Genomic DNA, 14,412 nt, shown 5'->3' with positions numbered 1-14,412 from the left:
AAAACGGCAACAGCCCCTAATGTCTTTGAACGAAAATTTTGCCGAACATGATTCGTAACCCAAAAGATAAAACATCCTTAAAGACCTCTGACACAGAAGAGTCCAAACAGTGGTCGCATGAGGTATTGAAACAGTTTCGGCTGATTTTTAAAGCCGTTCAGCAACATTCGCAATGGGTTGAAACGCATTGCGGTGTCACCAGCGCACAGTTGTGGGCCTTGTGGGAATTATCAAAAAATCCGGGATTGAAAGTCACGGAGCTGGCCAAGGCGATGTCGATTCATCATTCCACCGCCAGTAATATGCTCGATAAGCTGGCCAAGAAAGGATTAATCATGCGGGAGCGCATTAGCCAGGATCAGCGGGTTGTCACACTGACGTTGACTCAGGAGGGTTCTGAGTTATTAAACCAGGTGCCGTCGCCGCCACAAGGTATTTTGCAGCATGCTTTATTTGACTTGCCGGAGAACGTTCTCAAGTCTCTTGCCAAGAATCTTGATCTGCTTGTTAAAGAAATGAAAATTAAGGATGACGAAGCGGCGATGCAGCCTATTAATCCGCTACCTAAAAAGTCGCCGTCCAGCAAAAGGAAAGAATGAACGTTTAGGCCAACCCGACAGAGACAACAACAGCGTTGTTACTGGAGTATGAATTTGGGAAGTGATATTGAGAACGATGACCCTAAAGCGGGTCACCGTACTACCGAGATGGAAGACTGTATGAAAGATTTAAACAAGGTTTTGCTCGGCTCATTAGCAGGTGCCGGACTAATGTTATTTTCAACCAACGTGCTGGCTGAAACCTTATCTCAAGCCCTGGATTTAAGCGGACATTGGGTCGGCTTCCTGTGTATAGGCATATTTACGATCGCCTATCTCTTTGTGGTACTCGAAGAAGTTTTGGAATTACGCAAATCCAAGCCGATGATGCTGGCAGCGGCGTTGATTTGGGTGGCGATTGCGCTAGTTTATAAGGATCAAGGCCTATCGTCGGTTGCTGAAACGGCGATTCGGCATGATGTATTGGACTACGGGGAGTTGTTGCTATTTCTGATCGTCTCCATTGCCTATATCAATGCCATGGAAGAGCGACGGGTATTCGATAGTCTGCGGGCTTGGTTGGTAAACCAGGGTTTGAATTACCGCCAGCTGTTTTGGGTGACCGGGATTTTGGCGTTCTTTATCTCCTCGGTGTCCAATAACATGACCACCGCCATGTTGATGTGCGCGGTGGTGATGGCGGTCGGCAAGGATAATCCCAAATTCGTCGGCGTATCCTGTGTCAATACCGTGGTAGCCGCCAATGCTGGCGGTGCGTTTTGTCCGTTCGGCGACATCACCACTTTGATGGTCTGGCAAAAGGGCATCATCGAATTCTGGACCTTCTTCAAGTTGTTCGTGCCCTCGGTGGTCAACTTTCTAATTCCCGCTGCGATCATGCATTTTGCCATTCCCAAAACTCAGCCGGCGCCCATTCATGCAAAGGTCGTCACCCGCCGTGGCGCCAAGCGCATCGTGGTGTTATTTCTGCTCACGGTCCTGACGGCAGTCGGCTTTCAGAATAGCCTGCAACTGCCGGCAGCGGTCGGCATGATGGCTGGTCTGACCTATCTGCAATTGTTCGGCTATTTCCTGCATATTACCCACCGGGATGAACCGGAGTTGGGCCTCGATCCCATGTCCGGCGAGGAAGCCCCGGATACCGGCAGCGAGGATAGTTTGCGCTTCGACGTTTTTCACCATTTGGCGCGGATGGAGTGGGACACCTTGCTGTTTTTCTATGGCGTAGTGTTGTGCGTGGGCGGGATGAACTTTCTCGGCTACCTAAAGCGTTTATCCGTGTTTCTGTATGACGAACTTGGTGCCACGCCAGCCAATGTGCTGGTCGGCGTCATTTCAGCCCTGATCGACAACATCCCGGTGATGTTTGCAATCCTGGCGATGCGTCCGGAGATGTCTGAAGGTCAATGGCTGTTGGTGACTCTGACAGCAGGGGTTGGCGGCAGTTTGTTGTCGGTCGGGTCTGCCGCTGGCGTGGCCTTAATGGGTCAAGCCAAAGGCCTCTACACCTTCATGACCCATCTGAAATGGGCTCCGGTTATTGCACTCGGATACTTAGGCAGTGTGGGCGTTCACTTTTTAATGAATGCCGCGCTTTTTTAAGTCGGCGGACGACAAATAGCCCAAACGACAGCTTAAATCATCCTTCACACCACCAAGACAAAGGGAAACAACGATGTACGACGATGAAATAATGGCCGAGGACGCACCAAGAAGACGCCACTTTGGGATAGAGGGTGCGATTTTCGTGCTGCTCATCCTGTTGTCGCTTGGAGGCATTTTCATTACTGATTTTTCACCCGATGATGGCTACGGCTACTGGCTGTTGATGGTGTTTGTGTTTGGCTTGGTATCCGTGTTCGTTTCCTGGTTGCAAACCAAGCGTAAAGACCTTGATTTTGGCGACATTCTCAAGGCGCAGGCGATGCATTGGCTGCATACCATTATTGTGGTCGGTGCCGCGTCTTTATTGAATAAATCCGGCCAACTGCAAGGCCTCAGCGCAGACCTGGTGATTTTATTGATTTTGGGTTTATCCACCCTGCTGGATGGCTATCACATTGGTTGGCAATTTAGCCTGCTCGGGTTTTTCCTGATCGGCTGTACCATCATTATTGGCTACGTGAATCCTTTTATGTGGGCATGCGTTGCGCTTGCGGTCGTGATCATTGTGGGTGCGATATTAAGAGGTTTATCGCTCCGGGATGAGGACGATTGATTTTGAGCACATTTTCAAGTCGCTGGGGGACATCATGAATACGCTAAGGGCTTGGTTCAGTGCATTGAGCACTAAACATCGCATCGAATATGCTGTGTCGTTGTTATGGATCATTATCGTCCCATTCTTTGCCGTGCCGTATGGCGGCGAAGCGGGCGGCCAGCTTGAACACTTCCTGTGGTGGGGTGCTTTTCCCATGCTGTTGTACTGGGGGCGTCGCTTTTGGGTTAGGAAATGGTTTTAAATCGGTTAGAGTTAGCTTCAGATGATTTTAGTGTTTGTGATAGACATTCTTTAGCACTCGCGGCTTTGTTATGGCCAATATACTCCATCATCTGCGATAACTTCGAACGGAGTTTCAACAAACAGCCGTTCTTCCCCAGAACTAACCTGTTCTCGTTTAAATGGCTGGAATTGGCCAGTTTTAAGCCTAGATCATTGGCTATTTCCACACAAAATTCACACCGGTTCCAACTCTATTTTTACCTTTTTACCAAGCGCTGTGGCCGCGCTCACAAGAGTTGTCAAAGTTAAACTGGTATCTTATTCATCCAACAATCGATTAAGCGAAGCTCTGCTGGTGTGCATTTTTTGCCATCGCTGTCTTGCTGAGTTTGAGCGTAGACATACCTTCTGATATTTGCCAAGCTATGATCCGCTTGGTCGCTACCGCTGTGACTTCGTCAAGAATGGCTTCCTCGCTGAGGAAATCATCGAAATCACTACCAATATGAAGATTCTCTTCGTGTTGACTGTTCATTGCTTACCTCGTAATGCTTATAATCTCTGTTTTGCCAAATCGATTTCTGGCTTTGGTGTTTTTTGGCTTTTCTTGATAAAGCCATGCAGCAAAATCATCGGCAACAATGTCATTTTCAGCATTGTCTACGCCCGATCAAGACCATAGCATGACAATAAATCTCCTTAAACAACCGTTAGGAGTTTGTCATGAATCAGAAAAATACAAGCAATCGACCCGGACCCTGGAATAAAGGCAAGTTGATTGGTCAGAAATCGCCACTAAAATTAAAGGAAATTTGGGCCATTCGTATCCGTTTGCAGATGGCCAAAAAAACACGCGAGCTTGCGTTATTCAATCTTGCCATTGATAGCAAGCTCCGAGGCTGTGATTTGGTCAAGCTTAAAGTCTGCGATGTGGCGCAAGGTAGCCGGGTGTCATCACGCGCAATGATCATGCAGCAGAAAACGCATCGATCGGTTCAATTTGAGATAACGGAACAAACTAGAGATGCCTTGGCAAACTGGATTAAACAAGCGCAATTAAAATCTGATGACTATCTTTTTAACAGTCGAATTCATCAGTCACCTCACCTTTCCACACGACAATATGCGCGAATAGTTGAGCACTGGGTTAAATCAATTGGTCTTGACCCGGCAGCTTATGGAACCCATACCATGCGTCGTACAAAGGCGACTTTGATTTATCGTCGGACGAAAAATTTAAGGGCCGTTCAGTTATTGTTGGGCCATACTAAGCTGGAAAGCACTGTCAGGTATCTCGGCATCGAGGTTGATGATGCTCTTGAGATTTCAGAACAGACTGAAATTTAGCGCTCACTAAGGTAGCAGTCGTTTGTTTTTGGCAGCTACCAATCAACAAATTCATTTGGTTTGGGTAAAGCGGGTGGATTTTGGTCTGGGTGAGGCAGTGATAGTGTCAAATTGCTCGCCTAAATCCGGACACTCAATAGGGTGTCGGACGCCTTAATTTGTTGAAATTAGATAGTTACCTCGACCGGCAGGTTTTGGCCGAACTCGCTTGGTTGCAATCTCAAAAGAAACGTCCAATGAACTCCAAGAAACAAATCTTAAAGAGAGAGATGAGCACCTTCACCACCACCCGGAATATATCCGCAGAACCATCGGCAATCTTTGCCGCCATCAAAGATCCAAATCGGCTGGTGAAATGGTGGGGGCCAAGCGGCTTTTCCAATCGTTTTGAAGAATTCGAGTTTAAACCCGGTGGTAAATGGGTTTTCGATATGGTCGGTCCGGACGGGACGGTTTACCCAAACGAATCCGTCTTCGAGAAGATCGAGACCGGCCGCCTGGTTGTTATCCGCCACGTTTGCCAACCGCATTTCACGCTAAGTATTACACTGGAGCCCGTGCCGGAAGGCACTCTGGTTCATTGGCAGCAATTGTTTGTTGATGCCTCGGTGGCAAATACCGTTAGACATATTGTCGAACCCTCCAACGAACAAAATCTGGACCGCTTGACGGCTGAAGTTATTCAACCCGCTTAGATCCCGAGCCAAACGGATTTTGTTCGACCCGATAGAGGACCAATTCAATATAGGGGCGCTAAAAAATTGAGACATCTCTTTCCCACCACCGTACCCAAGGGCTTAAAAGAGAAGGTTGGGATGAGGGGGTTAAAATCAATTATTTACATCCGCCCAAACTGGTGGCTGATTTAAAACTGCCTTATCAGGTGGTTGTTTGTAGTTGAGGTCAGTTGGGGAGAAAGCAACGATACTTCGTTCAATCTACGAATACAGTGTTTTTTGAAGTAAGAAGGAATGTAGTCAGCGAAATTGGACAATGCCGATTTCCAAGGTAAATTCAAAAACTGATTTAGCCGTTCAGGCTGAAAACTGGTATTTAATTGATTATGTGGGGGCAGTATGGGGCCGTATTACAGAGGTACGTCGCAAAGCACCGGAGCGTTTTTCGACATGTTTTATCAGCATCCGATCTTAATGTTGGTTTTGGTGGCCGCGACTATCGGCGCGGGTTTTTTCTTGATGCGCGGAAAAAAGTCTGAATAAAACCGCTGTTTTTGGTTTGTGAAACGAAGATTACTGGAGCTGATCAAGCTCCAGTCTGCGTAGTTTAGGCGCCAATTTAGCCGTAACCGCCACTACCAGCAGAGTCATGCCGCCGCCAAACAATACTGACGGCACCAAGCCCAGTAAGCGTGCCGCAACCCCCGACTCGAAAGCGCCCAGTTCGTTGGAAGAGCCGATAAAGATGCCGTTGATGGCTGCTACTCGGCCGCGCATGGCATCCGGTGTGGCCAATTGCATGATGGTAGTGCGCATCACCACCGATACCCCGTCGCAAATTCCAGACAAAAGTAAGGCCAGGCCAGCTACCCAAAAATTCGTCGAAAGCGCAAAGCCGATCATGCACAGGCCAAAGCCTGCTACGGCAATCAATAACCAGCGTCCGGCGTGCTTATTAAGCGGATACCTGGCCAGGAATAAGCCGGTCATGACCGCGCCGACGGCGGGTGCGGCGCGTAAAATCCCCAGGCCTTCCGGACCGTAATGAAATATGTCGTGAATGAACGCCGGCAACATGGCGACCGCACCGCCGAACAACACGGCAAACATATCCAGCGACTGCGCACCCAGGATGATCTGGTTGTTGAATACAAAGCGCAAACCTTCGGCAATACTGGTAAAAATCGGTGCGCTTTCCGCCGCTGGCGGTTCCTTGATACGCAAAGACAGCAAAGCCAACGCGGCCAGTACGCATAAGCCACCGGATACGCCGTAAGCGACAGTCTTGCCGGCCCAGCCGACCAGAATCCCGCCCAGTGCCGGGCCGGCTACCAGAGCGAACTGAAACACCGAGCTCCCGAGGCCAGCTGCCCGCGCATACTGTTCGCGTTGCAAAACCAGGGCGAACAGTGCGCTATACGATGGGCCGATAAAGGCCCGTGCCACGCCGGTGACGGCTATGGAGCCGTACATCAATAATAAGGGATTGTCGGGAATCCATTGCGCCGCGATGGCGGTTAGGGTCAGGGCATTCAGACATAACAGCATGCAGGCCGAAATCGCAAACCAGCGCCGTGAGTAATGATCGACGGCGTAACCGGCGAACAGCGCGCTGCAAAAATACGGAATCACTTCGGCCAGGCCTATCAGGCCCAAGGCCAGCGGGTCGTGCGTCAGTTCGTAGATATGCCAACCCACCACAATCGCCACGATTTGATAGGCCAGCACGATCAGTACGCGAAACGTTAACAGTTTTAGAAAAGCGGGGTTTGAAGTGCCTAAAAAACGCATGAATGTCCAGTGTTGAAATACAGCCGGCTCCAGCTGTATGGTCGATTTTACTATACCTTCCCCACTTCAAATTTCGGTGCATCTGCTCTCTCGCCCTCCGGGAGAGGGCAGGATTGAGTGAATCAAAAAAGCGAACTTTGAAGTGTGATGACTATAACTGGCTGATTGATCACGGCCTAATAGTCTGGGATAGCTTAGCGCTGACGAAAGCGAATGTCGCCAAATAAAGCCTTTTGTTCGCGTGGCTGGCAGCGCCAGTATTGCGGCGGTGCGTCTACTTGCCCACCGAGCTTGGCGGCGGCATGCCAAGGCCAGCGCGGATCGTACAGAATGCCGCGCGCCAAACCGACCATATCAGCCTGGCCATTCGCGATGATGGCCTCGGCATCTTCAGCTTCTGTTATCAAGCCGACGGCAATGGTGGGCAGACCGGTTTCGGCGCGGATGCTAGCCGCCAGCGGGACTTGGTAATTAGGGCCGACCGGGATTTTTTGCAATGGCGACAGACCGCCGCTGGAGACATGGATAAATGCGCAGCCGCGCGCTTGCAAGGCTTCAGCAAAAATCACGCTTTGCGCTAAGTCCCAGCCGCCGTCCACCCAGTCGGTCGCGGAAATCCGGATACCGATTGGCATCTTGGCGGGTACTGCGGCGCGCATCGCCTCGAATACCGCCAGTGGGAAACGCATGCGGTTTTCCAGCGAGCCGCCGTATTCATCGTCGCGCTGATTCGATAAGGGCGAGAGAAATTCGTGCAGCAAATAACCGTGAGCGGCGTGTATCTCGATGGCATCGAGGCCCAGATTATGCGCACGCTGTGCGGCGGACACGAAAGCCTGCAAGATGCGTTGCAAACCGGTTGTATCGAGCGCGGTCGGCGCCGGGTCGTCCGGCATAAAGGCCAAAGCCGATGGGGCAACAGTGTGCCAGCCGCCCTGTTCGCTATCGACCAGACCGCCGCCGTCCCAGGGTGCGGCGGTGGAAGCCTTACGGCCGGCGTGCGCCAGTTGAATCGCTATTGGTATGCGCGAATATTTACGCACCGCGCTTAAAACGCGCGCTAGCGCAGCTTCGGTGGCGTCCGACCAGAGGCCGAGATCCGCAGGTGAGATGCGGCCTTCCGGTTCCACTGCGGTGGCTTCAATAATCAACAGTCCGGCGCCAGACATCGCCAAATTTCCTAGATGCATCAGGTGCCAATCACTGGCTTCGCCGTTGACCGCCGAATACTGACACATCGGCGCAATGACGATACGGTTGGGCAGGGTAACCGAGCCGATGGAATATGGCGAAAAAAGCTGACTCATGTCGGGTACCTTTGATTAAAGTTTGCCTTAAATACAGTCGTGCAGTCTACGAGCTCGGTTCTGGCTTGGCAATTGGAAGATCTGTCGTTGCAACCGCATTTAAGCCTGTCATGTAGGGTCGAATTTATTCGACCTTTCGGACAGGAAAGGCTGCTGAATTTGCCGTATTCGTTGTAAGCAGGCCCAGCTTGCTATAATGCCGGTTTTCCAATTCATCGGGTCGATAATTGTGGACGTTAAACAGTACATGCAGCAATTGGGGCAACAGGCCAGAGCGGCCGGCCGCGAGATCAGCAAGGCCGAGAGCGGGCGGAAAAATAATGCTTTGTTGAAAATTGCCGAGGCGATTGCCGCCGGCAGTGCCGAAATTGCCAGCGAAAATCGCAAAGACTTGGAAGCCGGTAAACAAAACGGCATGGATCCAGCGTCGTTGGACCGTCTGGAGCTGACGCCGGCTCGCATTCAGGCGATGATAGAAGGTCTGAAGCAAGTGGCCGCGTTACCCGATCCGGTCGGGGAAATTACTAACCTTAACTATCAGCCCAGCGGTATTCAGGTGGGACAGATGCGGGTGCCCTTGGGCGTGATCGGCATCATTTATGAGTCGCGGCCCAACGTCACTGTCGATGCGGCGGCTTTGTGCTTGAAGTCTGGCAACGCCTGTATCTTGCGCGGCGGTTCCGAGTCGATTCATTCCAATCGCGCGATCGCGGTCTGCATCGCCAGCGGTTTGGCTGAGGCGGGATTGCCGCAACAAGCGGTGCAAGTGGTGGAAACCACCGATCGGGCAGCGGTCGGCGAGCTGATTACCATGAGAGACTATGTCGACGTGATCGTGCCGCGCGGCGGCAAAAGTCTGATCGAACGCATCAGCGGTGAGTCCACCATTCCGGTAATCAAGCATCTGGACGGCATTTGCCATGTTTATATTGATGGCAAGGCCGACATCGACAAAGCCGTAGCCATTGCGATGAATGCGAAAACCCATCGCTACGGCGTCTGCAATGCTATGGAAACTTTGTTGGTGGCGGAAAGCATTGCCGCCACTGTGTTGCCGATTCTGGCCGAACAATACACGGCAAAAAACGTGGAACTACGCGGTTGTTTAAAAACCTGCTCCTTGATCAAAAACGCCGTGCGCGCTACGGAAGAAGATTGGCATACCGAATATCTGGCGCCGATTTTGGCTATCAAGATTGTTGCCGATATAGACGAAGCGATAGCACATATCAATCATTACAGCTCCGCGCATACCGAGGCCATCGTCACCGAGGATTACACCCTGGCGCGGCGCTTTTTACGCGAGGTGGATTCCAGCTCGGTGATGGTCAACGCTTCCACCCGGTTTGCCGACGGCTTTGAATACGGGTTGGGCGCCGAGATCGGGATTAGCACCGACAAGCTGCACGCGCGCGGTCCGGTGGGATTGCATGGTTTAACGTCGTTGAAATTCATCGTGTTGGGCGACGGGCATATTCGCCAATAATGATTGGGGTTTACGGCGGCACGTTTAATCCGGTCCATTACGGCCATCTGCGCACCGCGTTGGAAGTGAAAGAGCTGTTCGAGTTGGAGCGGCTGCGTTTGATTCCCTGCCGTGTGCCGGCGCATCGCGACGAACCCGACGTGCCGGCGCACTTGCGTCTGCAAATGTTGGAAGCCGCCGTTGCCGACACACACGGCTTTAACGTTGATCGACGTGAGTTGGATAGGGCGGGGCCGTCTTATATGGTGGATACGCTACATTCCTTGCGTGCCGAAATAGGCAATACGCCTTTGCTGCTGTTTATCGGCGCCGATGCCTTTGCCGGTTTGGAGCGCTGGCATCAATGGCAGCGTTTGTTTGATTATGCACACATCGTGGTGATGACCCGGCCCGGTTATGCAGGATTGGCGTTATCGGCGTTTCTACAGCAGCGAATCGTCGAGGACCGAGCACAATTAAGCCGGCAGACGGCCGGGCTTTTAACTTTCCAAGAAGTCACTGCGCTGGCGATTTCCGCCACCGCCATCCGTGAACTGGTGGCTACCGGACGCGATCCACAATTTTTACTGCCGGACCGGGTCATCGAATTGATTCGGCGGCATCACTTATATCAACCCTCCATTCATCACACAGGAAATTGAATGCAAACAGAAGCATTACTCAAGCTGGTCGAAACCGAGCTCGACGACCGCAAAGGGCTTAACATCAAGACTATCGATGTGCGCGGCAAAACCAGTATTACCGATTACATGGTCATCGCCACCGGCACCTCGTCCCGTCATGCCAAGTCGCTGTGCGATTATGTGATGGAAAAGGTCAAGGAGCAGGGGCAGCAACCGCTGGGGTTGGAAGGCGATCAAAGCTCGGACTGGATTTTGTTGGATTTGGGCGATGTGATCGTGCATGTGATGACCGGTCAGGCCCGCGAACTGTATCAGCTGGAAAAACTTTGGTCAGTGGCGGGCGACAAGACGCATAGCTAATTTTCCCGCGACTTGCCGAAAGAAATTTCGTGCGGACCAAGGGCAGAATTTGTCATCCGCCCTCAAGAAAAAGCCTAAGTAGTCGATGACTTAGGCGAGCAGGAGGAGGGGTCATGAAAACGTTTTATACGATTTGCTGGGTGGTGATGGCGTTAGTCTTAAACGGTTGTGCAGCGGTGGGCGATAAGCATGCTGACGTATCATCCGCCGGGAAAACCCTGCGTGCTACTGGTTATAGCCGTTTTGACGATAGCGGTAAGCTGGCTGTCAATCAGCGCTGGTTACAGGCGCAACAAGCCGCCAAACTCGATGCCTATCGCGGCTTGGCGGATTTGCTGTATCAAGAAAAGCTGGGCAATCAAACTACCGTCGGCGCTCAAGTGATGCGCGACGAGGTGTATAGGGTTTACCTGGATAGTTACTTACGCGAAGCGCGCGCTGCCGATTATCGGACTGTTAGAGACAGTTTAAAAACGACTCTGGAATTGCATCTTAGCCCGCGTTTTTACCAGTGTATGTCTGGTGATACTGTTCTGGCGGGGCAGTGTTTACAGGAGGATAACAAACTGGCGTTTACGCGTTTGGGCTATAAAACGGCAACGGTGACTTCGGCCAATCTGGCCTGCGGATCACGCGATTGTAGCGATCAATATTATGTGTCAGGCTTTTCCAAAAAGCCTAACGTCGTGGACGATACCTTGCTGGAAGCCGGCCTTTATGATGTGGAATGGATTGCCAATACCGGTTTGCGAACGATATTTCAGTATTTGTTGATCAACGGATTTTATAGTGCCTTATAGAAACTTGCTAACAGTGGTACTGATCGCTTTGCTGGCTGCATGCAGCAGCGGCAAGCGGCGCGGCGATGAGAATGGCGTTGCCGCGTCCGGTCAGCAGGTTAGCGTGCAAGGCAGTGCGCCAATTGTCGGCGGAGGTGTCGAAGCAGCTCGCCGCGCCGCTATCGACGACGCAGTGAGTAACGCCTCCCTACAATTAAAACGTAACAATAATTCGGCGCTGCTGGTCAGCGATATTAAGGTGGTCGACGAGTGGCAGGATGCTGATCTTTACCATGTGCAAGTGCTGGCCGTGTTGTCCGATAAGCAGCGCTGTGGCTCGCCTTACAGGAAGAAAATCGTCGCCACCGGCTTTCCAATCATGAATGCCGATCAAATCAGTGGGACCGAAAGCCAGGATTTATACAGCGGCATTCCCAGAGAAATTAATAATCAGTTGATGGAAACCGGCGATTTTATCGGCCGCAATCTAACCAATACCTCTTTGTACAGTCGCCCGGATATGGCGCCGGAGATTCGCTTTGCGGAGGGCACCGCTGAATCGGTAATTCTGAATATCGCCAAGCAGCAGAACGCGCAGTTTGTATTGTCCGGCGTGATCCGCGATTTTCGGGTGGAGTCCACGGAATATGTGCGCGGTAGCGGCCCGCTGGCGGATCTAAAATCCATGGTCAGGGATTTCGTGGCCCGCCGCAGTGTCGGGATTGATGTATATGTTTACGATGGTTTTAGCGGCGCCTTGCTGTTTCAACACCGTTATACCGATTCCATCCTTGGCGACGTCTCGCTGCCGAGCGGCTACACGGTAGGTAGCGACCGCTTCAACTCGACATCGGCCGGTCACGCCATCAGCGAAATTATTCAGGAAGCCAGCGAAGATATTCACAAACTATTCGGCTGCTATCCTTTTACCACCCGCGTCATTCAGGCCGGTAATAATAGGATTGTGATTGCAGCCGGCGCCCAGGATAAAATCAAAATCGGCGACAGGCTGATGATATATTCCGCGTCCGCCGGCGGTGTGGCGGGAGCCGGTTTGGGGGAATCGCAGGGTATTTTGACGATAACCGACGTTAGTGCGACGACTGCGGCGGGTACTCTCGATTCAACGGCTGTCAGCGGCGCGGTAAGGCCCGGTGACTGGGTGAAAAGTTTCGCTACGCCTTAACGGGCGCGTCGCTCAAGCCAAGCAAACGCTCGATGTCCTTGCTGATGCCTGCCGGCGTGTCTATCGGCGCGTAGCGTTTAAAAACCTTGCCGTCGCGCCCTACCAGAAATTTGCTGAAATTCCATTTAATTGCATTAAAGCCGAAGATGCCCGGTGCGGCGGTTTTCAAATACTCGAAGAGCGGATGCGCGTTGTTACCGTTGACATCGATTTTTTCGAACATCGGGAAACTCACGCCATAATTTAATTCGCAAAAACTGGCTATTTCTTGGCTGTCGCCGGGTTCCTGCTGACCGAACTGATTACACGGAAATCCCAGAACCACCAAACCCCGGCTTTTATAAGTTTGGTACAACGCTTCCAAGCCGCGGTATTGCGGCGTAAAGCCGCACTGACTGGCGGTGTTGACGATTAGCAGCACTTTGCCGCGGTAATCTGCCAAAGCGACGGTTTCGCCGTTAATTTTAGTGGCCGAGAATTGGTATATGTCATTCATGCTGATGCTGGTCCATTATGGAATTACTTGCGCTTGTCTTGCATCCCGCTGTCCATCGAGTTGCAATGAGCCCCTCTTAGGTCCATGCATCCCGATCAAGATCCATAGACAAATATTTACCGAGCTTACCGTTGTTCATCGGATTGTCAAAAATCTATAGCGTGACAATACTTTTTTTTGCGTAGGGGTTGTCGGAAGGAACTTCAATATAGTTTGGAGATATGGGGCCTCAGTCATTCTTTCTCGGGACGACCGGGCCCATAGTTGCCTGGCTGTATGGACGGCTGTTGAAACCTTCGGCGATTGCCCAGTGCCTATTGTCCTGATAGCCGTTGTTGCAGTTTGGTTTGCAGCAGACCTTCATAGTGGCGTTTCAACACCGAATCGGTGGGCGGTGCCGGCAATTCCGCTGCAATCTCGCGGCGCAATTGATCCAGGTCTTGCGTCTGTACTAAAGAATCTTCAGGCAGATTTGCTTCGGGAACGCTTGCTGGCTGGGCCGCAACTTGCGGCTGGTTTGGTTCGGATTCGTTTACAGTTTTGGAGTGCTGAGGTGATGCGATTTTGTGCAGAGTTTCGTAGTGACGGCGCAGTACGGAATCGGTTGGATATGGATTGCTGAGGGCTTCTTTCTCCGCTTGCAATGCAGCCAGATAATGGCGTTTTAATATCGAATCTTCGGGTAGATTGATTGCCGGCGCTTCTGCCGCCGGCGTTCTCGGTTCTTCGGCAACTGCTGCTACGATTGGTGCTTGCGGCGCTGGTTCTGCAATCGGCTCAGGGGCTTGGATGGGGGCCGCTACCGGTGTCTCGAGTTGTTGCGCTACTGGAGCAGTCGGCGATGGCGCATGGGATTGCGAAGAAGTATTCGCGGCGCTGGAAGGTGCTTGCTGCGGAGCCGGCTGTTTGTGTTCTGGCTTCTTACCAATTGGTTTGAGTTTGCCTTTCCAGACCAGCCAACCCACTACTGCCAGTCCTACGATTATTAGAAGTTCTATCATGACTTGTCCCCCTCAATATAGTTATTAGTCCAAATGCGTTATGCCCATAGCTCCCGCGATTGGTTTTTCAGATTTTTAGCTTCCAGTGCATACATTCCTTAGAACGATGGTAGCGATAAGATTAAATCGCAGCGCTTTATACCATAGTTAGTTGGAATAGTTGATGCGTCGAGTGGTGCGAGATGGTTGGGTAATCGAGGTTGTGCTGGGTTAATCTTTAGTAACACTTGGAGTGTTGCGCTTGTCAGCTTTTTTTACAATCAAAATGATGGATTGTCGGATGAAGCTAGTGGCAGGAAATTGTTAAAATTTTATGACAGGGTAAAGCGTATTTTTCGAGTTATAACTAAATCTGG

The 14,412-nt window shown here is 51.4% G+C and carries 17 protein-coding genes; 11 read left to right on the top strand and 6 right to left on the bottom strand.

All coding sequences use genetic code 11. The features are described from left to right. Positions 1-47: 47 nt before the first annotated feature. From A1332_RS13870 to A1332_RS13855, 4 genes are all read left to right on the top strand, one after another. Positions 48-599, top strand: coding sequence for a MarR family winged helix-turn-helix transcriptional regulator (locus A1332_RS13870; RefSeq protein ID WP_064009083.1), 552 nt, complete (start codon positions 48-50; stop codon positions 597-599). 120 nt (positions 600-719) lie between these two features. Beyond that, positions 720-2,162: a sodium:proton antiporter NhaD gene (gene nhaD, locus A1332_RS13865; protein WP_064009082.1), complete on the top strand. Its 1,443-nt coding sequence runs from the start codon at positions 720-722 to the stop codon at positions 2,160-2,162. 73 nt (positions 2,163-2,235) lie between these two features. Further along, positions 2,236-2,778 carry a hypothetical protein gene (locus tag A1332_RS13860; protein WP_064009081.1) on the top strand — a complete coding sequence of 181 codons (543 nt, stop codon included), beginning with the start codon at positions 2,236-2,238 and terminating at the stop codon, positions 2,776-2,778. Between the two features lie 34 nt (positions 2,779-2,812). Beyond that, positions 2,813-3,022 (top strand): hypothetical protein, encoded by a 210-nt coding sequence (locus A1332_RS13855; RefSeq protein ID WP_157204016.1) that lies wholly within the window; start codon positions 2,813-2,815, stop codon positions 3,020-3,022. Positions 3,023-3,340: 318 nt separating this feature from the next. Here A1332_RS13855 and A1332_RS13850 read toward each other — a convergent pair whose 3' ends face one another. Beyond that, entirely contained in the window at positions 3,341-3,538 is a 198-nt protein-coding gene (locus A1332_RS13850; protein WP_231890298.1) for a hypothetical protein, read from the bottom strand. Positions 3,539-3,555: 17 nt separating this feature from the next. Then, positions 3,556-3,636: a type II toxin-antitoxin system RelE/ParE family toxin gene (locus tag A1332_RS24830; protein ID WP_231890299.1), complete on the bottom strand. Its 81-nt coding sequence runs from the start codon at positions 3,634-3,636 to the stop codon at positions 3,556-3,558. Positions 3,637-3,726: 90 nt separating this feature from the next. On the opposite strand from A1332_RS24830, the gene A1332_RS13845 reads away from it, so the two are divergent. After that, entirely contained in the window at positions 3,727-4,350 is a 624-nt protein-coding gene (locus tag A1332_RS13845; RefSeq protein ID WP_064009079.1) for a tyrosine-type recombinase/integrase, read from the top strand. A 158-nt stretch (positions 4,351-4,508) separates the two neighbouring features. Continuing rightward, the gene (locus A1332_RS13840; protein WP_197491464.1) at positions 4,509-5,045 is read left to right on the top strand and encodes an SRPBCC domain-containing protein; all 537 of its coding nucleotides are present in this window, start codon (positions 4,509-4,511) and stop codon (positions 5,043-5,045) included. A gap of 555 nt (positions 5,046-5,600) precedes the next feature. Here A1332_RS13840 and A1332_RS13835 read toward each other — a convergent pair. Together A1332_RS13835 and A1332_RS13830 are read right to left on the bottom strand one after the other, a co-directional pair. Beyond that, entirely contained in the window at positions 5,601-6,818 is a 1,218-nt protein-coding gene (locus tag A1332_RS13835) for an MFS transporter (RefSeq protein WP_064009077.1), read from the bottom strand. Positions 6,819-7,012: 194 nt separating this feature from the next. After that, a complete protein-coding gene (locus A1332_RS13830) occupies positions 7,013-8,125 on the bottom strand; it encodes an NADH:flavin oxidoreductase/NADH oxidase (RefSeq protein ID WP_064009076.1) in 1,113 nt (370 codons plus the stop codon). 196 nt (positions 8,126-8,321) lie between these two features. Here A1332_RS13830 and A1332_RS13825 point away from each other — a divergent pair, with 196 nt between their 5' ends. The 5 genes from A1332_RS13825 (at position 8,322) to A1332_RS13805 (ending at position 12,559) form a co-directional block, all read left to right on the top strand. Beyond that, a complete protein-coding gene (locus A1332_RS13825) occupies positions 8,322-9,611 on the top strand; it encodes a glutamate-5-semialdehyde dehydrogenase (protein WP_419865995.1) in 1,290 nt (429 codons plus the stop codon). After that, a complete protein-coding gene (gene nadD, locus A1332_RS13820) occupies positions 9,611-10,252 on the top strand; it encodes a nicotinate-nucleotide adenylyltransferase (protein WP_064009075.1) in 642 nt (213 codons plus the stop codon). Before A1332_RS13825 ends, nadD begins: the two co-directional genes overlap by 1 nt. Continuing rightward, positions 10,253-10,594, top strand: a complete 342-nt coding sequence (gene rsfS / locus A1332_RS13815) for a ribosome silencing factor (RefSeq protein ID WP_026601961.1) — start codon at positions 10,253-10,255, stop codon at positions 10,592-10,594. A gap of 113 nt (positions 10,595-10,707) precedes the next feature. Further along, positions 10,708-11,394, top strand: coding sequence for a hypothetical protein (locus A1332_RS13810; protein ID WP_064009074.1), 687 nt, complete (start codon positions 10,708-10,710; stop codon positions 11,392-11,394). Further along, positions 11,384-12,559: a flagella assembly protein FlgT middle domain-containing protein gene (locus tag A1332_RS13805; RefSeq protein WP_064009073.1), complete on the top strand. Its 1,176-nt coding sequence runs from the start codon at positions 11,384-11,386 to the stop codon at positions 12,557-12,559. Before A1332_RS13810 ends, A1332_RS13805 begins: the two co-directional genes overlap by 11 nt. Here the strand turns inward: A1332_RS13805 and A1332_RS13800 are convergent. After that, the gene (locus A1332_RS13800; protein WP_064009072.1) at positions 12,549-13,055 is read right to left on the bottom strand and encodes a glutathione peroxidase; all 507 of its coding nucleotides are present in this window, start codon (positions 13,053-13,055) and stop codon (positions 12,549-12,551) included. The two genes, A1332_RS13805 and A1332_RS13800, sit on opposite strands and share 11 nt — an antisense overlap. A 314-nt stretch (positions 13,056-13,369) precedes the next feature. Further along, on the bottom strand, positions 13,370-14,056 hold the full coding sequence (locus tag A1332_RS13795; protein ID WP_157204015.1) for a hypothetical protein: 687 nt from the start codon (positions 14,054-14,056) through the stop codon (positions 13,370-13,372). Positions 14,057-14,412 lie beyond the last annotated feature (356 nt).

Source organism: Methylomonas methanica, assembly GCF_001644035.1.
Taxonomy (GTDB): Bacteria; Pseudomonadota; Gammaproteobacteria; order Methylococcales; family Methylomonadaceae; genus Methylomonas; species Methylomonas methanica_A.
Note: the sequence above shows the minus strand (reverse complement) of the source record. Positions and strands in the feature narration are given on the sequence as shown.